Annotated in this window: 14 protein-coding genes, 1 tRNA gene and 1 pseudogene; 9 read left to right on the top strand and 7 right to left on the bottom strand. The window is 74.3% G+C overall.

Features of this window, described 5'->3' with window-relative positions; genetic code table 11:
* Nucleotides 1-27 precede the first annotated feature (27 nt).
* Both D7294_RS25785 and D7294_RS25780 read right to left on the bottom strand, forming a co-directional pair.
* Nucleotides 28-1,419 (bottom strand): aminopeptidase P family protein, encoded by a 1,392-nt coding sequence (locus D7294_RS25785; protein ID WP_241562628.1) that lies wholly within the window; start codon nucleotides 1,417-1,419, stop codon nucleotides 28-30.
* Nucleotides 1,420-1,743: 324 nt separating this feature from the next.
* The gene (locus D7294_RS25780; protein ID WP_194117769.1) at nucleotides 1,744-3,804 is read right to left on the bottom strand and encodes a PP2C family protein-serine/threonine phosphatase; all 2,061 of its coding nucleotides are present in this window, start codon (nucleotides 3,802-3,804) and stop codon (nucleotides 1,744-1,746) included.
* Between the two features lie 374 nt (nucleotides 3,805-4,178).
* Here D7294_RS25780 and D7294_RS25775 point away from each other — a divergent pair, with 374 nt between their 5' ends.
* Entirely contained in the window at nucleotides 4,179-4,871 is a 693-nt protein-coding gene (locus D7294_RS25775) for a bifunctional DNA primase/polymerase (protein ID WP_120683871.1), read from the top strand.
* Nucleotides 4,872-5,153: 282 nt separating this feature from the next.
* On the opposite strand, the gene D7294_RS25770 is transcribed toward D7294_RS25775, so the two are convergent.
* The 3 genes and pseudogenes from D7294_RS25770 to D7294_RS25760 all read right to left on the bottom strand — a co-directional run bounded on the left by D7294_RS25770 (nucleotide 5,154) and on the right by D7294_RS25760 (nucleotide 7,609).
* The gene (locus D7294_RS25770) at nucleotides 5,154-6,113 is read right to left on the bottom strand and encodes a DUF5926 family protein (protein WP_120683869.1); all 960 of its coding nucleotides are present in this window, start codon (nucleotides 6,111-6,113) and stop codon (nucleotides 5,154-5,156) included.
* 150 nt (nucleotides 6,114-6,263) lie between these two features.
* Nucleotides 6,264-6,758 (bottom strand): annotated as a pseudogene (locus tag D7294_RS25765) (ATP-binding protein); the annotation flags it as partial.
* 65 nt (nucleotides 6,759-6,823) lie between these two features.
* Complete coding sequence (locus tag D7294_RS25760; protein WP_241562620.1) at nucleotides 6,824-7,609, bottom strand: glycerophosphodiester phosphodiesterase; 786 nt, start codon at nucleotides 7,607-7,609, stop codon at nucleotides 6,824-6,826.
* 142 nt (nucleotides 7,610-7,751) lie between these two features.
* Here D7294_RS25760 and D7294_RS25755 point away from each other — a divergent pair, with 142 nt between their 5' ends.
* Entirely contained in the window at nucleotides 7,752-9,299 is a 1,548-nt protein-coding gene (locus tag D7294_RS25755; RefSeq protein ID WP_120683863.1) for a S1C family serine protease, read from the top strand.
* A 32-nt stretch (nucleotides 9,300-9,331) separates the two neighbouring features.
* Nucleotides 9,332-9,418: transfer RNA gene (locus D7294_RS25750), tRNA-Ser, on the top strand.
* A gap of 316 nt (nucleotides 9,419-9,734) precedes the next feature.
* Here D7294_RS25750 and D7294_RS25745 read toward each other — a convergent pair.
* On the bottom strand, nucleotides 9,735-10,658 hold the full coding sequence (locus tag D7294_RS25745) for a hypothetical protein (RefSeq protein ID WP_147450911.1): 924 nt from the start codon (nucleotides 10,656-10,658) through the stop codon (nucleotides 9,735-9,737).
* A 695-nt stretch (nucleotides 10,659-11,353) separates the two neighbouring features.
* On the opposite strand from D7294_RS25745, the gene D7294_RS25740 reads away from it, so the two are divergent.
* From D7294_RS25740 to D7294_RS25715, 6 genes are all read left to right on the top strand, one after another.
* Nucleotides 11,354-12,145 (top strand): GntR family transcriptional regulator, encoded by a 792-nt coding sequence (locus tag D7294_RS25740; RefSeq protein ID WP_120683859.1) that lies wholly within the window; start codon nucleotides 11,354-11,356, stop codon nucleotides 12,143-12,145.
* A 534-nt stretch (nucleotides 12,146-12,679) separates the two neighbouring features.
* Nucleotides 12,680-13,339: a sigma-70 family RNA polymerase sigma factor gene (locus tag D7294_RS25735; protein ID WP_241562619.1), complete on the top strand. Its 660-nt coding sequence runs from the start codon at nucleotides 12,680-12,682 to the stop codon at nucleotides 13,337-13,339.
* A complete protein-coding gene (locus tag D7294_RS25730; protein WP_120683857.1) occupies nucleotides 13,323-14,351 on the top strand; it encodes a hypothetical protein in 1,029 nt (342 codons plus the stop codon). The genes D7294_RS25735 and D7294_RS25730 overlap by 17 nt, the downstream gene beginning before the upstream one ends.
* 425 nt (nucleotides 14,352-14,776) lie before the next feature.
* Nucleotides 14,777-15,049 carry a hypothetical protein gene (locus D7294_RS25725; protein WP_120683855.1) on the top strand — a complete coding sequence of 91 codons (273 nt, stop codon included), beginning with the start codon at nucleotides 14,777-14,779 and terminating at the stop codon, nucleotides 15,047-15,049.
* A 292-nt stretch (nucleotides 15,050-15,341) separates the two neighbouring features.
* Nucleotides 15,342-15,902: a SigE family RNA polymerase sigma factor gene (locus D7294_RS25720; RefSeq protein WP_120683853.1), complete on the top strand. Its 561-nt coding sequence runs from the start codon at nucleotides 15,342-15,344 to the stop codon at nucleotides 15,900-15,902.
* Between the two features lie 420 nt (nucleotides 15,903-16,322).
* Nucleotides 16,323-18,038: a long-chain fatty acid--CoA ligase gene (locus D7294_RS25715; RefSeq protein ID WP_120683851.1), complete on the top strand. Its 1,716-nt coding sequence runs from the start codon at nucleotides 16,323-16,325 to the stop codon at nucleotides 18,036-18,038.
* Between the two features lie 193 nt (nucleotides 18,039-18,231).
* Here the strand turns inward: D7294_RS25715 and D7294_RS25710 are convergent, their stop codons facing one another.
* Nucleotides 18,232-21,789, bottom strand: a complete 3,558-nt coding sequence (locus tag D7294_RS25710; RefSeq protein ID WP_120683849.1) for a PAS domain-containing protein — start codon at nucleotides 21,787-21,789, stop codon at nucleotides 18,232-18,234.
* Nucleotides 21,790-21,851 lie beyond the last annotated feature (62 nt).

Here is a 21,851-nt window from a genome sequence, read left to right as displayed (position 1 = left end):
CCTGCCGTCAGCGGCGTGCCCGGCCGGTCACCCCCGCAGCGCCGCCATCCAGGCCTCGACCTCGTCCGACCGGCGCGGAAGGGCGGCGGACAGGTTCCGGTTGCCGTCCTCGGTGACCAGGATGTCGTCCTCGATCCGCACGCCGATCCCGCGGTACTCCTCCGGAACCGTCAGGTCGTCCGGCTGGAAGTACAGCCCCGGCTCGACGGTCAGGCACATGCCCGGCTCCAGCGTGCCCTCCACGTACGTCTCGCGCCTGGCCGCCGCGCAGTCGTGCACGTCGAGCCCGAGCATGTGGCCGGTGCCGTGCAGCGTCCAGCGGCGCTGGAGGCCCAGCTCCAGGGCACGCTCCACGGGCCCTTCGAGCAGCCCCCACTCCACCAGCCGCTCGGCGAGCACCCGTTGCGCGGCCTGGTGGAAGTCGCGGTACTTGGCGCCCGGCTTGACGGCCGCGATCCCGGCCTCCTGGGCCTCGAAGACCGCGTCGTAGATGCGCCGCTGCAATGCGGTGAACCGGCCGTCGATCGGCAGCGTGCGGGTGACGTCGGCCGTGTAGAGCTCGGTGGTCTCCACCCCGGCGTCGAGCAGCAGCAGTTCGCCGGGCCGCACCGGCCCGTCGTTGCGCACCCAGTGCAGGGTGGTGGCGTGCGGGCCCGCGGCGCAGATGGAGCCGTAGCCGACGTCGTTGCCCTCGACGCGGGCGCGCAGGAAGAAGGTGCCCTCGATGTACCGCTCCGAGGTGGCGACCGCCTTGTCCAGGACCCGGACGACGTCCTCGAAGCCGCGCGCCGTGGCGGCGCAGGCCCGGCTGAGCTGCTCGATCTCGAACTCGTCCTTGACCAGCCGCATCTCGGAGAGGAAGACGCGCAGCTCCTCGTCGCGCTCCGCGGTGACCTTGTCGGTGAGGGCCGCCTCGATGGTGGCGTCGTGGCCGCGGACCACCCGGACCGGCCCGCTCGCCCCGCGCAGCAGGTCGGCGACGGTCCGCACGTCCTTGACCTCGAGGCCGTAGAGCCGGGCGGCCTCGGTGAGGCTGTTGCGCCGGCCGACCCACAGCTCGCCCTGGCCGCTGAGCCAGAACTCGCCGTTCTCCCGGTTGGAGCGGGGCAGCAGGTAGAGCGTGGCCTCGTGGCCCTCGGCGCCGGTGGGTTCGAGGACGAGCACGCCGTCCTCGGTCTGGTCGCCGGTGAGGTACACGTACTCGACGCCGGCGCGGAAGGGGTAGTCGGTGTCGTTCGACCTGGTCTTGAGGCGGCCGGCCGGGATGACGAGGCGCTCCCCGGGGAAGCGCGCGGAGAGCGCCGCGCGGCGGCGGGCGGTGTGCTCCACCTGGGGGAGGGGCGTCAGGTCGCGCCGCTCGGTGTCCGCCCAGCCGTGCTTCATGTTCTCCGCGAGCTCGTCGGAGACCTGGGGCGTCACCCCGTTCTTCCGCTGCTCGACGGGGCGCTCCGGTGCCGCCTCGGTGGTGCCCTGGGCGTCCGGTGCCTCCGCGGCCGGTGCGGCCTCGCCGCCGTCGGCGTCCTTAGGGGTGGTGTGGGCGGTGTCCTGAGCCTGCCGTTCGGCCACGTTGCGCCTCCTCGCATGCTGGCTGACCGCCTTCCATCGTATGTGCGAGGAATGACGGCGGGACAGGCCCGGTGACCCGGTGGGGGGTGTGCGGCGGGCGCGCGAGGGTGCCGGCCGGCTCCCGGCGGCCCCGCGCGCCCCGGCGGGAGGGGTTTCCCGGAGGCGCGGCCGCCCGGCTCAGTGGAACCTGGCCGCGAGCAGCACGACCTCCTCGTCCTCCCCGCCCACCCGGCCCACCCGGCCCACCCCGTCTTCCCCACGTTCCCCGCCTTCCCCACGTTCCGCGCCTTCCCCGCGCTCCCTGCCTCCCCGGCCCTCCCCGGCCACGCCCGGCCCGTACGCGCTCCGCGCGCCGCCCCCGCCGGCGCCGCTCCACCCGCCGGCCCCGGTGCCGTTCCCGAGGTCGCCCCCGGCGCCACCGCGGACGTTCCCGCCGCCGTACGCGCCCTGTGCTCCGGCGCGCGCGTCCCGGCCGCCCCGCCCGTCCGGCGTGCCCCGCCCGCCGTCCGGCTCCGGTCCTTCGCGCCCTGGCCGGTCGGGTCCCGCTGCGCCGGGCCCGTTCCCCGCGTCCCGTGGCCGCTCCCCCGCGCGCCCGGCGGCCTCCCCGGCGCGCTCCCCCGCCCGCTCCCCCGCGCGCGGCGGGAGGCTGCGGAGGATGTGGTCGAGCATGAGTTCCGGGTCGGCCCTGGCGGCCGGGCTCGCGGCCAGGGCGGTGGCGTGCAGCCTGGCGAATGCCCGGTCGAGTGGTTCTCCGGTGCGGTGCAGCAGCCCGTCGCTGTAGAGCAGGACCGTTTCTCCCTCCTCGCAGTCGAGCTGCACGCTCGGCGCCTCCCAGCAGGACAGCATGTTCAGCGGCGCCGAGAGGCCGGTCTCGGCGAAGTCGGTCCGCGAGGCCCCGATCACCAGGGGCGGCGGGTGCCCGGCCGAGGCGAGCAGGACGCGGCGGGTGGCGGGCTCCAGGTAGGCGAAGAGCGCCGTCGCCGGGCGGCCCGGCTCCGTCATCCGCAGCAGGAGTTCCAGGTCGGAGAGCACCGCCACGGGGTCCTCGCCCTCCATCACCGCGTACGCGCGCAGGCCCGCGCGCAGCCTGCCCATGGCGGCGAGCGCGGCGGGCCCCGTCCCGGTCGTGCCGCCGATCGCGAGGCCGAGCGCGCTGTCGGGCAGCGCCAGCGCGTCGTAGAAGTCGCCGCCCCCGCCCGGCCCGCCGTGGTGCCTGACGGCGAGATCCATGCCGGGCAGCCGGGGCAGCCTGGTCGGCAGCAGCCCCTCGCGCACCGCGGCGAGCGCCGAGTGGGCGCGGGAGAGTTCCAGTCGGTTGGCGATGTGCTGGGCGGCCTGCCTGAGGTAGAGGGCGAGCAGGCCGCGCTGGCGGGCGTCCGGCTGCCCGGGCTCGTCGTAGAGCCAGACGGCCTCGCCGAGCCTGCCCGGTGCCCCCGCGGTCAGCGGCACGGCGTAGCTGGCCGCGCAGCCGAGCCGGGCGGCCACCTCGCGGTGCCGCGGGTGGAGGCGCTCCTCCCTGGCGATGTCCCGATGCACCACCTCGCCGAACGCGCCGACCGGGTCGGCCGTCCCGCTCTCCCCGGCCTCCGCCGGCGCCCCCACGCCTCCCGCCTCCGTGGCGTCCGCCCTGCCGTCCCCGCCGCCGTCCCTGCCGTCCTCGCCGTCCCGGCCACCCCGGTCTGCGGCGTCGCGGACGCCGCTCCTCCCGCCGGCCCCGGCCTCCCCCTCCCCCTCGCCGTCGGCCTGGCCCGGGGCCGTCACGCCGAAGCCGCGCGGCACGGTCTCGATGTGGCCGAGGTCGGCCCGGCCGAGGCCGAGGCCGGCGAGCCGCTCGGGGCCGAGGCCGTCGGCGGGGCACAGCGAGAACAGGCCCCGGCGGGCCCCGAGGAGCCCGGCCCCGGCCCGCAGCGTCTCGTGGAGGGCCTCGCCGAGGGTGCGGGCGCGGCCCAGGCGTTCGGTGAGCCCGTGCAGGGTGGTGAGGTCGGAGATCCGGGAGGCCAGGCGGTCCTGCGTGCGCCCGGGCAGCGCGGGGTCGGCCGCGGGACGCGGCCCGCCGGGTCCGGCGGGGGCCGGAGTGCCCGCCGCGCCGGACCGCGCGGGGCCGGCCGCGGAGGCATCCGCCGCCGCTGCCTGGGCCGTTGGGGAGGCCGGAGACGCGGGGGACGCCGGGGCCGTCGAAGGAGGGGAGGCGAGTGGCGAGTGGATTCCGGCCACTTTCGGCGGGGGAGTGGTACTCATGTGCGAGGGCTTTCGTCGGGGCGCGCGGACCTGATGCGGTCGAGTAGTGTCCTGCCGTGGTGGATGATGCCCAGGTAGCGGGCGGGTTCCGGCGCCGACAGGCCGGGCCGGAACGAGTTTGGCGGAACTTTGGCAGGAATGGCTTGAAAAGGACTCCGCCCCGGAGGGTGCGCGGTCGACTGGGGAGGCCCGGCAGCGGATCGAGCCGGGCGGGCTGGGTACATATCGGAACGGATCGTCGAGTTCTGGCGTCCTACCGAACAAGGCGGTCAGCCCCTCCGACGCCCGCCTGCCCGCACTGGCGTGACCCGCTACATACGGTGATCTGAGTTCCACGTGGTGTAAGTGACCCGCGAAGGAAGGGACGAGCGCTGATGCGCGAGATCCTCGGAGAGCGACGCACGAACGGCACGAACGGTGGCAACGGCACCAGAGGCGAAGACGAACGAGGCCGGAGTGGGGCGTTGCGCCGCGCCGCCCTGCGCTACGCGTGGCGCTTGCGCTGGCCGGTGGTTCCCGGCGTCGAGGCCGGGCCGGAAGGGGAGTGCGGTTGCCCGCGGGCGGACTGCGTGACGCCGGGCGCGCACCCGGCCGACCCCGAGCTGCTCGCCGCGACCTGGGACCCGCGCATGGTGAGCTGGTGGTGGACGATGCGCCCGCGCGCGCCCATCATTCTGGCCACCGGCGGCCGCGCGCCCTGCGCGCTGAGCCTGCCCGCGCTCGCCGGCGCACGGGCGCTGGCCTGGCTCGACCGGCAGGGCCTGCCCACCGGTCCCGTGGTGGCCGCCCCGACGCGCTGGCTGCTGCTCGTGGAGCCCTATGAGCTGCCCGAACTCGGCGAGCTGCTGGCCGCGCGCGACCTCGTGCCGAGTTCGCTGCGCTTCCACGGCCTCGGCGGATACATCCCGCTGCCGCCCTCCCGGACGGGGGCCGGCGAGGTCGGGTGGGTGCGCGAGCCCGAGCCGCGGGGGGAGGGGGTGGCCCTGCCGAGGACGGAGCTGCTGCTCGACGCCCTGATCGAGGCGGGCCGCAGCGTTCCCGACCCCGGCAGCCGGCTGGCGTACTAGGCGCCACTGCCCGCGGCTGCCCTGGCATATTCCCGCGGCACAGGGCCCCGGCATGTGGCAGGGCGCGGGGGGGCGCACGACGCGAGAGGACCCGGTCGCTGGCGACGGGGGATGCACCAGCGACCGGGCCCACTCAGAAGGTAACAACTCAGCGGGGATTCGCAAATCCCGCAAGGCCGCCCATGGGCCGAACCGGGGGCAGACCGGCCCCTTTGTGACTGGAATCACGGCCGCACGGCGCGCCGCGGCGCCCGGTCACGGGTTCGGGCCCGTCAGTTCCCTTCAGCTGAGCGTGATCTGACGGTTGGTGAGCCCGCTGCGGGCCCGCAGCTCGTCCCCGGTCAGCGGCGTCTTCGCGGTCAGCGCCTCGGCCAGCCGCTCCTCGAACGCGGAGGCCGGCTTCTCGCACTCCTCGGCGCCCATGGCCCGCGGCAGGTCCCACACCGGCACGGTCAGCCCGTGCGCCCGGAAGGAGCCCACGAGACGGGTGCCCTCGCCGAGCCCCGAGGCGCCGGCGGCGTGCAGCCTGGCCAGCGCGTCGAGCAGCTCCTCCTCCCCGTGCGGCATGACCCAGCGCAGGTGGTTCTTCTCCGGCGTCTCGCACCAGTAGGCCGCCGTCACCCCGGCCAGCCGCGCCGTCGGCGTCGCCGCCGCGTTGGCGCGCTCCAGCGAGGCCGTCACCTCGGGCGTCGCCTGCGCCGCGTCGTCGAGCCAGAACTCGAACCCGTCGTGCACCTCGGGCACGAACGGGGCCTCGGGGTCGATCAGGTCCTGCAGCCTGGGCCCGTCCGGGGCGGTGCGGCCGGCCGCGACCGGGTTGCCGGGCTCGGTGGTCAGCGCCCTGGTCAGCACGTCCGCCAGGTCGCGGCTGAGGTCGCCGGTGGCCGTGTCGTTCTGCACGCCGAGCAGCACCGCGCCGTCGTCGCGGCGCAGCGCCGGCCAGGCCATCGGCAGCACGGTGCCCAGCGTCAGCGAGGGAACGCCCTCCGGCAGCCCGTCACGCAGGGAGAGCGGGACGGTGGCGGCGGGCACCAGCTCGCGCAGCGCCACCCAGTCGCACTCGCCGGTCAGCCCCTCGAAGGGGCGCCTGACCAGCTCGGTCGCGGCCTGCGCCGCGGCCCGCCCGTGACAGGCCTTGTAGCGGCGGCCGGAACCGCAGGGGCAGGGCTCGCGCGCGCCCACCACCGGGACTTCCCCGTCGACGGGCTGCGGCTTGAGGGGGGCGCGGCGCTTCTTGGCCATGACGGAAGGCTCCTGCGGACGGGTAACGGGCGGGCAAGGACGTAACGCCCGCGAGCCTAGCGCCGTGCCCGTTTTCGGTCACCTCGCCGCGGCACTCGGTGCCGCGCGGGCGGCCGCGGTCCCCGGCTAGGCGGCCGGGGCCAGCTCCGCCCACACGGTGACGGCGCCCGTGCCGTCCGTCTCCCGCACGCCCCAGGCCCGCGAGAGAGAGGTGATGATCGTGAGGCCACGCCCGCCCCGCGCCGTGAGCGAGGGGGAGGCGGGCCGCGGCCGCGTCGGGCCGCCACCGTCCGTTACCGAAATCGTCACCGCGCCGTCGACGTCCTGTCGCCAGGCCGCCCGCACCTGCTGGCTCCCGTCCAAAGGACGCGCGTGCCGATAGGAATTGCTGAGCAGTTCCGAAAGGATCAACACCGCGTCCTCAATTACGGATTCAGGAGCGCCACCTTCCCGCAATTCGGAACGCAATCGCCGCCGAGCCGTCGCCACGCCCGATGCGCCGTGGGGCACCGACATGGTCGACGACGTCGGTACCTGCTGTGTGACCACCAACGCCACCCCCGAGACCTCCTTTGCCCCACGCCATGGGATTGGTGCCCTCGGGGAACAGAACGGAAACCGGCCCCACGACATCTGTTGACGCACTCGTAATGATCGGATACGAAGCGAATGCGCCGGGGCACGCCGGGTGGATCAACCGTTTCGCGTGGTCAGCCCAGTCCTGCGAGCTGGTCACGGACCGTGCCCGGCCGGTTGGTGATCACCGCGTCCACGCCGAGTTTCGCGCACAGCGCCACGTCCGCCGGATCGTCCACGGTCCACACGTGCACCCGATGCCCGGCCCGGTGGGCCCGCGCCACATAGTCCGGGTCGCGGCGGATGATCCGGATGCTCGGCCCGGCGACCGCGTTGCCCGCGGGCAGCCGGCCGCCGCGGTGCCTCGGCAGCAGGAACTGCATGAGATACACCGTCTCCAGCTGCGGCGCCGCCCGCCTGACCCGGCTCAGCGAGCGCGCCGAGAAACTCATCACCCGCACCGGCCCCGGCACGGGGTGCCGCGCCAGCAGCGCCAGCAGCCGCTCCTCCACCTGCCCCGCCCAGCGCGTCGGGTGCTTCGTCTCGATCGCCAGGCCCACCGGCCGGTCCGCCTCGGCCACCAGGCCGAGCAGCCGCTCCAGCGTCAGCACCGTGGAACGCTCCGGGTCCGCCGCGTCCGGCACCTCCGCGCCGACCGGCCCCTTCCAGGACCCGAAGTCCAGCTCGGCCAGCTGCGCGAGCTCCAGCGCGGAGACCGCTCCGCGGCCGTTGGAGGTACGGTTGACCCGCCGGTCGTGGACGCAGACCAGGTGCCCGTCGGCCGTCAGCCGCACGTCGCACTCCAGCGCGTCCGCCCCGTCCGCGATGGCCTTGCGGTAGGCGGCCAGGCTGTGCTCCGGGGCGTCCTCCGAGGAGCCCCGGTGGGCGACGACCTCGATGCGGCGGCTCACCTCGCTCACCGTGTCATGGTGCCACGGCGCGATGCCGGGGCATGCTGCCCGGGGGTGAGGGACGGGCGAGACCGGCGGCGGGTTTATGCCCGTCTGACAGACCATGGGGAAGACTGCCTGCACACCCTGTCGTGCACCTGAGGAGTAAGCAGTGAGCACCGAGAACGAGCCGGCCGCCCAGCCGGACGAGCCGACGGCCGGTGCGCGGGACGCCGAGGGGAGGCCGCCCGCCCCCGCGGCGCCGCCCACGTCCCCACCCGCCGCGCGGCCCACGGCCCCGCGGCCCGCAGCGCCTTCGGCCTCCGGGCATCCGGCCCCGCCGCCCCACGCCACCCAGGCGTTCACCCCGCAGCGGCCCCCGGCCGCTCCGGCGGGCGCCCACGGAGACGTGCCGACGACCGCGCTCTCCGCGGTCGGCGCGCCCTACGGACCGCACCCGGCCAGGCCCCACGACCCCACGGCGCCGGGCGGGCCGGCCGGCCCCGTCGCACCCCCGCCCTTCGGCCCGCCCCCGCCCCCGGGCGCGGAGCACCAGTCCCCGCCGCCCCCGGACGCGACCTGGGGGGCGTTCCCCCCGCCTCCCCCGCCGAAGCGGCGCCGCGGCCTGCTGATCGGCGTCATCGTCGCCACGCTCATCGCGGGCGGCGTCGGCGGCGGCGTGGGCTACCTGGTCGCCGACGACGACAGCGACGGCACCACGCAGACGAGCAGCTCCCAGCACGACGACACCCCCGCCAGGCCCCCGGACTCCGTGGCCGGGATAGCGCAGGCGGCGCTGCCCAGCGTGGTCACCATCGACGCCACCGGCGCCCAGGGAGGCACCACGGGCACCGGCTTCGTCTTCGACGAGCAGGGCCACATCCTCACGAACAACCACGTCGTCGCGAGCGCCGACCAGGGCGCCCAGCTCACCGTCACCTTCTCCGACGGCCAGAGCTACGACGCCGAGGTGGTCGGGCGTGCGGAGGGCTACGACGTGGCCGTCATCCGCCTCACCGACCTCGGCGGCCGGGAGCTGACCCCGCTGCCCATCGGCGACTCCGACCAGGTCGCCGTCGGCGACGCCACCGTCGCGATCGGCGCGCCGTTCGGCCTCTCCGGCACGGTCACCACGGGCATCATCAGCGCCAAGGACCGCCCGGTCGCCTCCAGCGACCCGGAGGGCGGCAGCGCCTCCTACATGAACGCCCTGCAGACCGACGCCTCGATCAACCCGGGCAACTCCGGCGGGCCCCTGCTCAACGCCGACGGCGAGGTCATCGGCGTCAACTCCGCCATCAGGTCGACCTCCAGCGGCCTCGACGGCGAGGCGGGCAGCATCGGCCTCGGCTTCGCCATCCCGATCAACCAGGCCAAGCGCGTCGCCGGCGACCTGATCGACAGCGGCGAGGCCGTGTACCCGATCATCGGTGCCACGGTCGGCCAGGGCGACGGCCAGACCCAGGGCGCCCAGATCGTCGACGCGGCCACCGGCGGCGGCGAGGCGATCACCCCCGGCGGCCCCGCGGACGAGGCGGGCCTCGAACCGGGCGACGTCATCACCAAGTTCGGCGACCGCCTGATCGACAGCGGCCCCACCCTGATCAGCCAGATCTGGACCTACGAGCCCGGCGACACGGTCGACGTCACCTACCTCCGCGACGGCCAGGAGCACACCACCACGATCACCCTGGGCCAGCGCGTGGGCGAACAGCAGTAGCGGGGAAGCCGCTAGGCTGTCCGGGTGTGCCGGGAGGCGTGCCCGAGCGGCCGAAGGGAACGGTCTTGAAAACCGTCGTGGCGGCAACGTCACCGTGAGTTCGAATCTCACCGCCTCCGCGGGTAAATGGCCCCTGACCAGCACGAATGGTCAGGGGCCTTCGCTGTGACCGCCGCGGTGCGGAGACGGACGGCGCCGCACGGAAGCGCGCCCAGCCGTCGGCTACCGGGCCCCGACCCAGTGTCGAGAGCTGTCGGTTGCCGGCGTTGCTGTTACTTGGCTCGGCACCACGTCTGGCGGCTATGGCCCTTGAGAAATTCGACCGGTCGACGGTCTTGGACCGCTGGTCGGCGCCATATGACTGCATGTAGGTGCTGGTTCCTGTTCCTGCCGGCCTCGGTTGATGTCACGTGTGGATGGCAGGAAAACAATTCGCTATGGGCTGTCGTCAGGCCGCCCCATGGCTTGTGCAGTGACGATCGCCCGGACCTCGATTCCCGGATAACGCAGCTCCAGGTCTTTGACTAGGGCCTGCACCAAGCGAACGGTTTCCAGGGGGCTGACTGCCCGCAGTATCGGCAGGGACGGTACCTCCAGACTTCTGGCACTCTTCGACCAAGCGCCCTTGACGATCAGGTCTGGTCCGATGAGTCGTTCCCCGCGCTCTTGTGCCTCTCGCACCGCGCGCTCCGGGGCCAGTGTCCGCGTCACTCGCAGAAGCAGCGTGTGGCCGGCGTACTGACCTTCCCGATTCGGCCTCACTATCGCAGGCTCGGCGCGCCGAGGTCTCATGTAGTGGTCTCGGTCGATCGGCCACTGGCGCGGGGCGTCCCGCTCGCGGACGTGCTCAGGCAGGTACGAGCGTCGTGTGAGCGGGTTTTTGGTGTCTCGGGCCTGCTTGATCCACCGCTCCAGTTTGCGGGTGTACTGTGCGCGCTCACCAGGGGCTTCCACTACCCTGAGGCCGTAGACGGCGGAGATGGCGCGCTTGGGGGACAGCCCAAGGTTCAGCGCGTATCGGTACATGGCCGCGATGGTCTCGGCGCGCAACTGCACACCGTTCGGTTTCTTCTTGTGGGGCGTGGGAAACGCGAGCGAGAGGAGCCAGATCGAGCCTCGAGGCGCCTCACGAGCCGCCTCGGCCGCCTTCTTGATCCGGCGGACCAGTTCAGGGTCATCGCAAGGACGTCGCGCGTTTGCTCGAGCTCCTGGCTTGGTGCACGTAACAGCCCCGGAACTCCAGGTCCGCCAGTCGATATCGACCTTGACTACCCACCCGGGCCAACCCCAGATGTTCCGTAGAACAACGCCTTCCCCGGTGAGTTCCACCTCGACGTTTCGGATCGTTTGCGGCATCACCAGACAAGTATCGCTCCGGCCGGACGCGTTGCTCAGGAAAACAGCACCGATTATGTCGGCCAGGATGCGAAGCGAATGCCCGTGAATCTGGCTGCATGACGAAAAACGCCTCTGATGTGAAGATTTGCCCCGACTGCGCAGGGAGCGGTCGGCACCCGATCACATGCGATATGTGCGAAATGTGTCAAGGGAGCGGTTACATCTCACGCTGACATGTGGGCACGCGAGTCCGGTCCCGGCCTCGGCCGGGCCGGGCTCTTCAATGTCGTAGAGAAGGTTGTTACTCACGGGCCGGGCGCCGTTGTCGACGTTCGAGGTGGCGCTGGCGGGAATTCGGTCTCGGTGGCTGTGTCTCGGCGCAGCCGGGACCATGCGGAGCTTGCTGAAGGGCGGATCATCGATGAGGGCGGTGTGGCCGGTTTGTCATCGGTGGAGGTCCGGAAGCCGCGGTGGCCGTGTTCGTTGATGACGTCCGTCCCGGCAGTGGTGGGGGCATGGCCTCCATGGCGCCTCGGAGTCCGTAGCGGTGACAGCGGCCGGATGAATCAGGCCGACGGCGCGTGCGCCTGTTCGTGGCAGGCCAAGGAACCGGCCGTCAGGTCACGGTCCAGCCGTGGTGTGGTACCCGCGTCGCCTCAAGGCATCTTGAGTACTTCTGTGATGTCCCCGTCGGGTCGGGAGAAGGAAGGCGTTACGTGCCCAAGGCGTATGAGGAGATCGCTGAGGAACTGCGTGGGCGGATCACGTCCGGCGCGTGGGAGCCTGGGCATCGTTTGCCCTCGGAGGAGGAGCTGAAGCAGCAATACCGCAAGGGCGGGCCGACCGTGCGGCAGGCGCTTGACGTGCTGCTGCTGGAGGGGCTGATCGACAAGCGGCACGGGCGCGGCACGTTCGTGCGTGTGCCGCGCACCACGGTGCGGCGCAGCAACGAGCGTCACCAGTGGGAGAAGGACCGCGCCCGGGAGACGCAGGACGTGCGGCGGAGGACGGGGGCGACCGAACGCGACACGGGTCTGACCGTGGACGACCTGGTGTTCAGCGCGGAGTACCGCGAGGCGACGGCGAACGAGGACCTGGCCGGGGCGTTCGGCGTGCCGACCGGGACACCGTTGCTTGAGCGCATCTACCGGACGAGGTACCGCAGGGAGCCGGCGCCGTTCAGTGTTTCCCACTCCTGCCTGGTGCGTGAACACGTCGAGGCCAACCCCGAGTTGCTCGACGAGAAGAACGAGCCCTGGCCCGGCGGCACGCACCACCAGCTGAGGACGGTGGGCATCGAGGTGGACCGGGTGGTGGAACGCATCCTCGGCGCGCGCCCGCCCCGGCAGGACGAGGCGAAGCAACTCGGCATGTCGCCCGGGATGGCCCTGATCGTGATGCGCGAGACGCTCTACGCGACGGATGGCCGCGTCGTCGAAGTGGCGGATGTGGCGCTCCCCGGCGACCGCACCGAGCTCACGTTCGTCACGCGGCTGGCCCGGTGGTGACCGCATCCCGCACGGTGCCGCCCCCACCTGGCCACCATCGCCCCTGCGGCGCATGTCCCGGTCCGGTCCGCAGGCCGCCGCAGCGCCGCAGGTGTGAGGTCGCGGGGGTGGCCTTCCCGGGCAAGCTCGCCGTGGTGCGTCCGGTGCCGTCTCGTGGCCGTCCCATGGGGGCGCCCGGAGCGTGGGACACGAAGGGGACGGGCGGTGGCCCGGGCGGTGGAAACGGACGGTGGGCGGTCCTTTACGCGGAGCGCACGCGGAGGGTGGGAGGCTTGGGACAGCGGGCCCGTTGCTTGGGCGTAGCTTGATCGTTTGGGTAGCGGGGGCACTTCGCTCCGTAAGATTTGCGGTCTCATTGATGCGCGATCGGTGCCTCCCGGTCGCCAGGGGGAGCAGGAGGACGCGGTGACGCGTCCTCGCCACGGGGGCATGCCGAGAAAGGACCGGGAAGTCCGTGAACCAACATCCCGCCGGGCGTCCGGTGGCCGCCGTATCCGGCGCCATACGGGCGCTGGCCCGTCAGAAGGGGGACCGATGACCGAGTCATCTCCCTTACGGCACACCGGCGTTGCCAATCTGCCGCCGCTGCCCGCGGACTTCCGGGCGTTTCACCAGCTCTACCGGCCCGCGTACGTCCGGTGGGCCGAGTTGTACCTCGGCGGCCGCCCGGAGGCCGAGGAGGTCGTCGACCACACCTTCGAGCAACTGGCGGCCGAGTGGCAGGAGGTGCTGAGCCTGGACAGCCCCGCCGGCCACGCCTGGGCGACGCTCAAGCACCGCACCCTCGAGGCCACGCGCGCCCGCGGGCTGCGGCCGGTCGTCATGGACAACGCGGCCTTCGAGACGCAGGCGCTGCACGGCGCCGCGGATCCGGTCGGCGAGTTGGAGGAGAGCCTGCGCATCCACCAGGCGATCCGTGAGCTGCCGGAGCGGCAGCACGACGTGATCGTCCTGCGGTACTGCATCGGTTACAGCACCGCGGAGACCGCGGACATCCTCGGCATCAGCGTGCCCGGCGTGCGGTCCACGGCCCGCTACGCGAGGCACCGGCTCAAGGAGGCGCTCGGCCTCACCCTGTGCGAGGGGGCGGAGGACGACGAGGAGGCCCTGGACGGCGGAGACGGCGGCGGGGCCGCCGGAGGCGCCCGCGGCGGCGTGGGGCGGAGGGACGGCGACGATGCCGTACAGCCTTGACGAGGCGCTGGCCAGGGCGCTCCTGAGCCGGGGTCCGCGCCGTTACACCAGGGCGGAACTCGAGGCCGCCGAGGCGCGAATAGCGGCGCGAATAGCCGTCGGACGCGCGGGGCGCGGGCCGCGCGCCCCCGAGGCGTTCGCCCAGGTGTCCAGGTACTTGACGACGCTGTGCTGGACCGTCGTCGGTCAGCGGGGCGCGCTGGTGCACATGTCGGCGCTGCTCGGCGGGCGGATACCGGAGCCGGACGGGGCCCGCGTCCTCGGCTGCGTGCTGCAGCTGGCGGGCCGCGGGGACGGCGCGCGCTTCTGGTGGCAGTTCGCCGCGGGAGCCGGGGACGGGGCGTCCGCGTACTGCCTGTACCTGCACCACATGACCCTCGGCGAGGCGCACGAGGCGGAGCTGTGGCACCGGCAGGCCGGGCCCGCCCGGCACCCGCGGCACGGCCACGGGCACGACCACGGGGACGGACACGGCCTTGCCGCACGAGAGCGCGAGGACGTCGGCCACCCGCAGGACCGCGGGACCGTCCGCCTCGCGCAGGATCACGGCGACATCCGCCTCGCGCAGGACCACGTTCACGGCCACGGGGACGGCGACTGCGGCTACGGCCACTGCGCCCTCGGCCACGGTGGCGAGGGCCGGGGCCTCGGCCGGGAAGAGGACGGTTCGCACCGGCGTCGCGCCGCCCCCGAGGAGGCCCCGTGGCGCCGGGCGGCCGGTGAGGGGGACGCGCCCGGCGGGCCGGGCCGGGCGGTGTGGCTTCCCGCGGCCGGCACGGCGGCCTTCGACGACCCGCCGGACGACGCCGGCCCCGAGGACGCCGACGGGAGCGATCCGGCGCTGGTGCTGCGCGTGCTCGCCCTCTTGCAGGGCGAGGGGTACCCGCCGCCGAGCGGGGTGGCCGCCGCGATCCTGACCTATGTGCCCGAGGCGGTGCAGTTCGTCGACGAGGTCGAACTCCCGTTGCCCGCCGACGACTTCGCCGAACGTATCGCCGAGCTGACCGCCTGATTCCCGGGCGCCGATGCTCGCGTGTTCGCCGTGGAATCGGGGGCGTCCCCGAATCGGGGCGATGTCCGCCGCCGCGCCGGGCCTTGCCCGCCGCGGAAATCGGGCGGGGCCCGGCGGCGGAAGGGGAGGGTTTTGCCTTCGCACCGGACAATGTCCGACCCGGAGTCGAACGGCTCGTGATCGCGGGCCGACTGAGGGGTGGCGACCTGGGGCGAACGCGTGACCGGGTCGTGCCGTCAGCGAAGGCGGGTTTCGTTTCGGCCTTGTCATTCGTGCGAGCGAATCGGATCGAAGCGGGTGGTGGCGGGCGTGCCCACTGGGCAACCCTGGTGTCGCGACGTCGTGCTCCGTTGAAGGCGGTTCGGCCGAACTGCCTTGCCACACCAGACAATTGCGTTCCATTGCATTCCATCGGAGGAATTGAAATGGCTAGCATTCGCACCGCCCGCGCCCTCGCCACCCTGGCCGCCGTTCCGCTCGCCTTCGCCGCGCTCAGCGGCGTGGCGCACGCCGACGCCGCCGTCGGCGGCAACAGCTACATCGGGGCGGACAACGACAACCTGGGCAATTCCTCGATCACCCAGCAGAACGCGCAGGGCCCCGGCGCCACCAACCTGAGCCAGACCGCGAACGCGATCGGCTTCGGCAACGTCATCGACCAGTCGCAGCCGAGCTTCACCTTCGTCTTCGGCCGGTGATCCGGCCGGGGGCCGGTGACGTCCGGGGTGCGCCACCGGCCCCCACCACGGCAGGGTCAGGCCGCGCGGTCACGCCTTCCGGGGCGGGGCCGCGCGGTCCTTTGTGCGGCACGTTCCCGGCAGCCGGCGCGTTGATCATCAGGTGAATCCCTGAGACCCCCTGAGAGCGGCGAGGAGCACCCCTACACCTTGGGGAGGTGGGGCCAGCCCCCCTTCTACACCCTGGGGCGGATGCCTCATCCCGACCTGTGGCCGATCCGTCGCGGGGGTGATGTCTCCTAGTTTGTAGAGCATGACCACGCACCGGAAAGTCCAGACGGCGGCACCGCTGACCTTCACCACGTATGTGCGGGCACGCGGCCAGATGCTGCTGCGTACGGCCCGGTCGCTCACGTCGAACGCCAGCGACGCGGAGGACCTGCTCCAGACGGCGCTCACCAAGACCTACCTGGCCTGGGAGCGGATAGAGGACCACCGCGCGCTCGACGGCTACGTCCGCCGCGCCCTGGTCAACACCCGCACCTCGCAGTGGCGCAAGCGCCGCGTCGACGAGTACGCCGTGGACGAACTGCCCGAGCCGAGGGCGCTGCCGCAGCCCGACCCGGCCGAGCAGCAGGCGGTGCGCGACGCGATGTGGCGCGCGGTGCTGAAGCTGCCCGCCCGGCAGCGGGCGATGGTCGTCCTCAGGTACTACGAGGACCTGAGCGAGACGTCCACCGCGGAGCTCCTCGGCGTGTCCGTGGGCACCGTCAAGAGCGCGGTGTCCCGTGCCCTGGCCAAGCTCAGGGAGGACGTCGAACTGGCCGACATCGGCGCGCGCGCCCGGCGGGACAGCCAGGCGATGGCCGCGTGAACCCGCGCGTCGCGCCCCCTGCCCGGCCCTGACGCCGCGCCCGCGCTCCGGCCCGAGGCGCCGCGCCCCTGCCGGGCCTTCGGCGCCCCTGCCGGGCCTTCGACGCGCCCGCCGGGCCTTCGACGCGCCCGCCCCCGCGCCCCACGCCCCGCGGCCCGTGCGCCGGGCGTGCCCGCCGGGCCACGCGCCCCCACCACGCCGCGCCCGCCGGAGCCAAAGCCGGAGCCTGGGCAGGCCCAGGCCCAGGCCCAGGCCGGGGCCGGAGGCCGCAGCTCGCGGACCGGCCGCGGCGCCGAACCCTGGTGATTTCCCGCACCGCGGGCCTGCGCCGGGGGGTGTCAAAGCCCCGCCGCTCCCAGCAGAATCACGGGAGACCCGACCTCGCGTCACGGCAGGCGCACACTCGGTGGGAGGCCCCAGGTGCTCGGCACGATGCAGGACACGCCCCTTCTGATCAGCCGCATCCTGCGGCACGGCAGCACGGTGCACGCCAGGTCCCAGGTCACCACCTGGGCGGGCGAGGCCCCGCCGCGCCGCCTGAGCTTCGCGGACCTCGGCGCCCGCGCCGCCCGCCTCGCCCACGCGCTGCGCGAGGAGTTCCGCGTGCAGCCGGGCGACCGTTGCGCGACTCTGATGTGGAACACGGCCGAGCACGTCGAGGCGTACTTCGCGATCCCGGCCATGGGCGCCGTGCTGCACACCCTCAACCTGCGCCTCCCCGCGCGCCAACTCGGCTGGATCATCGACCACGCCGCCGACCGCGTCATCCTCGTGAACGACACGGCCGTCCCGCTCCTGGCCCCCCTGCTGCCCGCCCTGGACCGCGTCGAGCACCTCGTCGTCGTCGGCCCGGGCGCCCCCGCCGACCCGGCCGCCCTGGAGGCCCTCGCCGCCTCCGGCACCCGCGCCGCCGTCCACGACTACGAGGCGCTCATCGCCGGGCGTCCCACCGGCTACGACTGGCCGGAGTTCGACGAGCGCACCGCCGCCGCCCTCTGCTACACCTCGGGCACCACGGGCGACCCGAAGGGCACCCTCTACTCCCACCGCTCCGTCTACCTGCACTCGATGGAAGTCGGCATGGCCGAGTCGATGGCCGTCACCGCGGGCGACACCAGCCTTCCCCTGGTGCCCATGTTCCACGTCAACGCCTGGGGCCTGCCGCACGCCGCCCTCATGTCGGGCGCGAACCTCCTGCTGCCCGACCGCTTCCTCCAGCCGGAGGCCGTGGCCCGGATGATCGCCGAGGAACGCCCCACGCACGCCGCGGCCGTGCCCACCATCTGGCAGGGCCTGCTCGCCGAGTTGGAGGCCCGCCCCCGCGACATCTCCTCGCTGACCCGGGTCACCATCGGCGGCTCCGCCTGCCCCGCCGCCCTGATGCGGGCCTTCGAGGAGCGGCACGGCGTCCGCGTCGAGCACGCCTGGGGCATGACCGAGACCTCTCCCATCGGCACCACCTCCAAGCCCCCGGCCGGGCTCGCGGCCGCGGAGACCTGGCCCTACCGCGTCAGCCAGGGCCGTTTCCCGGCCGGCGTGGAGGCCAGGCTTTCCGGGCCCGACGGCACGATCCTGCCCTGGGACGGCGAGTCCGCGGGCGAACTCGAGGTGCGCGGCCCGTGGATCGCGGCGGCCTACTACGGGGGCGCGGACGGCGAGCCGCAGCGGCCCGCGGACCGGTTCAGCCCCGACGGCTGGCTGCGCACCGGCGATGTCGGCGTCATCTCCCCGGACGGCTACCTCACGCTGACCGACCGCGCCAAGGACGTCATCAAGTCGGGCGGCGAGTGGATCTCCTCGGTGGCGCTGGAGAACCACCTGATGGCCCACCCGCTGGTCGCCGAGGCGGCCGTGGTGGCCGTCCCCGACGAGAAGTGGGGGGAACGCCCGCTGGCCACCGTGGTGTTCGCCGCGGCGCCGGCCGATCCGGCGGCGGCGTACGAGGAGCTGCGGGGCTTCCTGTCCGCGCGCGTCCCGCGCTGGCAACTGCCCGAGCACTGGTCGGCGATCGACGAGGTGCCCAAGACCAGCGTCGGCAAGTTCGACAAGAAGCTGCTGCGCGCCCGGCACGCCAAGGGCGAGCTGTCCGTCGTCACGCTCCCGCCCGCGGCCCGCGCGGGCGCCGCGGAGGGCTGAGCGCGGAGCGCTCTCCTGGGCCAGGACCGCCCACGCGCCGGGCCCGCACGCCCGCGCGGGCCCGTCCGCGCACGCCCGCGCAGGCCCGTCCCCGCACGCCCGCGCACGGCGCCGTCTCCGCGCACCCCGGCACGACCCGCACCTCCCGCACGCGCTCCCGCACACTCGCCCGTGGCTCGTCGGCGGCCCGCGGCTACCTGGCCCCGATCCGGGTCAGGAGGTCCACGATCCGCGCCTGCACCTCGGGGTTCGTGGAGCGCTCCGCGAGGAAGAGCACCGTCTCCCCCGAGGCGAGCAACGGCAGCTGGGCCGGGTCGAGTTCGGCGGCGGTGTAGACGACGAAGGGGGTGCGGTTGAGCAGGCCGTTGACCCGCAGCCAGTCGATGATGCCCGCCCGGCGGCGCTTGACCTGGTTCAGGTCCATGACGACCAGGTTCGGCCGCAGCTGGGCGGCGACCTCCATCGCCTCGGCGTCCGAGGCGGCGTGCGCCGCCTGCATCCCGCGCCGCTCCAGCGAGGTGCGCAGCGCGTCCGCGATGGCCCGCTGCTCCTCCACCAGCAGCACCCGCGGCGGGTGCTGCTCGCTGTCGCGCGGGGCGAGGGCCTTCAGCAGCACCGCCGGGTCGGCCCCGTAGGCCGCCTCCCGGCTGGCCTGCCCGAGACCGGCCGTCACCAGCACCGGCACCTCGGCCGCCACCGCCGCCTTGCGCAGCGACTGGAGCGCAGTCCTGGTGATGGGTCCGGTCAGCGGGTCGACGAACAGCGCCGCCGGGTACGCCGCGATCTGCGCGTCCACCTCCTCGCGCGAGTGCACGATCACCGGCCGGTAGCCGCGGTCGGTCAGCGCCTGCTGCGTCGAGACGTCGGGCTCGGGCCACACCAGCAGGCGGCGCGGGTTGTCCAGCGGCTCCGGGGGCAGCTCGTCGTCCGCGGGCGCCGGGCTCTGCTGCGGCCCGGCCCTCTCGGTGACCTCGACGGCACCGCCCGGCCCGTCGAGCGGCTCCGGCCCCTCGGCGGCGCCCGCCGCGGGGGCGCTGATGGCGAACTGCCTCCCGCGGCCCTGGGAGTTGTGCGGCGCGGGGGCCTGCTGGGGCGCCTGTTGCGGCGCGGGGCGCGGGTCCTCGGCGGGCGGGGTGGCCAGCTTGCGCCGGCGCGTGGGCGAGGGCGCGGGCACCGGCGCGGGCGCCGCGGGCAACGCCCCCGCGACCGCGCGCCGTTCCGGTAGCTGGGCGACCGGCACGCCCTGGCCCAGGGTCTGCACGCTCACCCCCGGCAGGGAACGCTCCGACCTGGCCCGCTCGCTGCCCGGCATGGGCAGCGCCCGCGCGTGCGGGCGGGCGGCGGAAGTCGGCGGCGGCACGCTGCCGTCCAGGATCGGGCTGGCCGCGACGACCGAGTGCTCCACCGCCTGCGGCTCGTCCCCGGCCCCCTCCTGGGCCTGGGCCTGCGGCTGCTGCGGCCCCGGCGCGCCGGGCTGCCCCGGGCCGGGCAGGCCGGGCTGCCCCGGCGCCCCGGGAACCCCGGCTTGTCCCGGTACCCCGGGTTGTCCCGGCATCCCTGGGTGCCCCGGCACGGCGAGGCCCGGCTGTCCTGGCGCCGGCACGCCGGGCTGCCCGAGGGCCGGCTGAAGCCCGGGCGGACCCTGCGGCGCCTGCGGCCCTTGCGGCACCTGCCCGGGAGTCGTCCCCTGCGTTCCGGTGGGCGGCACGGGCCCGAGCGCGGCAGCGGGCCCGTTCTGCCCCTGCGGCTGCGGCCCGGCGACCTGCGGTTGCGGCCCGATGACCTGTGGCTGGGGCCCGGCGGCCTGTGGCTGCGGGCCGATCACCTGCGGCTGGGGCCCGGCGGCCTGTGGCTGCGGGCCGATCACCTGCGGCTGCGGGCCGGCGGCCTGCGGCTGGGGCCCGGCGGCCTGGGGCGAGGCCGCGGGGTCGCCCTCCGGACTCGGCTCGGCCGCCTGCGGCTTCGCCCGCCTGCGGCGGCCCGTGGGCTGCGCGGGCGCCTCCGCCGCCTGCGCCTCCGGCCGCTCGACCGGCGCCGCCGCCCTGCGCCTGCGCCCGCCGCCGCCCGTGTCCTCGACGGGCACCACCTGCGGCTGTTCGACGGCCGGCCCTTCCCCGGCGGCCTGCCGCCGCCTGCGCCCGGTCGGCGTCGACTGCGGCGCCGCCTCGATCGCCGCCGCCGCCCTCCGCGGGGCGGCCCCGGCGGCCGTGCCGCGGGCGGGCTGGGCAGGCACCGGCATCACCGTCGTGTCGCCGCTCGCGTCCTTGGCCGGCGCGGCGGGGGGCGCCACCCCGCCCGCGGAGACCGGCACTTCGAGCACGTACGCGGAGACCCCGCCGACCTCGTGCGTCTGGAGCACGCCCTTGTGCTGCCTGACGATCCCGCGCACGATCGGCTCGTGCACCGGGTCGCCGCCCGGGTAGGGCCCGTGCACCTCGACGCGCACCACGTCGCCGCGCTGCGCCGCCGCCACCACGATCGTCGAGTCCCCCGCGGGCGCGCCGCCGGCCTGGCCGGTGGCGTCCACCCCCGCGACGTCGGCGATGAGGTGCGCCAGCGCCAGCGCGAGCCGGTCGGGGTCGACCTCGGCCTCGATGGGCGGGGCGTGCACGGCGAACTGCGCGCGCCCTGGCCCGATCAGCTCGGTGGCCCCCTCGACTCCGGCGGAGACCACCGTGTCGAGCGAGACCCGTTTCATCGACAGCTTCTCGTGGCCCTCGTCGAGGCGCTGGTAGCTGAGGACGTTGTCGACCAGGGTGGTCATCCGGGCGTAGCCGGCGGCGAGGTGGTGCAGCACCTGGTTCGCCTCGGGCCACAGCTGCCCGGCCGGGTCGGCGGCCAGCGCGGACAGCTCGGCGCGCAGCTGCTCGAGGGGGCCGCGCAGTCCCTCGCGGAGCACGGCGAGCAGCTGGGCGTGCCGCGCGGCAAGGGAGTCGAAGGCCCTGCGGTCGGTGAACGCGAGTACCGCGCCGACGAGTTGGTCACCGTCCCGAACCGGGGCCGTGGTCAGGTCGACGGGCACGGCGCGCCCGTCCTTCGTCCACAGCACCTGCCCGCGCACCCGGTGCTTGCGCCCGGAGGAGAGCGTGTCGCACAGCGGGGTCTCCTCGTATGCCAGCGGGGTGCCGTCGGCGCGCGAGTGCTGCACCAGGGGGTGGAGTTCCTGGCCGCCGAGCTGGCTGGCCCGGTGGCCGAGGATCTGGGCGGCGGCCGGGTTCACCAGCACGATCCGGCCGGCCGTGTCCACGCCCACGACGCCCTCGGAGGCGGCGCGCAGAATCATTTCCGTCTGCCGCTGCTGGCGCACCAGTTCGGCCTCGGTGTCGAGGGTGCCCGACAGGTCCCTGATGATGAGGACGAGCAACTCCTCGCCCGAGTAGTCGTCGGCGAACGCCGCCTCCACGGCGGAGGCGTACGGCGCGTGCCCCGCGTTCAGCCCGGCGCTCGTCACCTCCACCTGGAGCTCGCGGCCGTCCGTGCGCCGGGCCACCATCCTGGTGGGCTTGGTCCTGGCGCTCGGGTCCTCCTCCGGGCGGCGCATGGACCCGGGAATCCTGCGTGGGTCGAAGTCCGGCACGATATCGAGGAGTCCACGCCCGATGAGAGGCGCGCCGGGAGCCTCCAGGGTCTCCACGGCGATGGAGTTGGCGTTGACGACGGTGCCGTTGCCGTTGACGAGCAGCAGCGCGTCCGGCAGTGCGTCGAGTATGGCGGCGAGGCGAGCAGCGCCTCTCGCTGGCCTGCTGCTCACGACGTCGGTTCCTCCCTCTACCCACGTTCCCAGGTGCACGTTCGCCGTGCGTGTCTTCAGGG

It is taken from the genome of Streptomyces hoynatensis (genome assembly GCF_003626535.1).
Classification (GTDB): domain Bacteria; phylum Actinomycetota; class Actinomycetes; order Streptomycetales; family Streptomycetaceae; genus Streptomyces; species Streptomyces hoynatensis.
The sequence above is the reverse complement of the archived record's forward strand: the minus strand, read 5'-3'. Positions and strand labels throughout refer to the sequence as shown.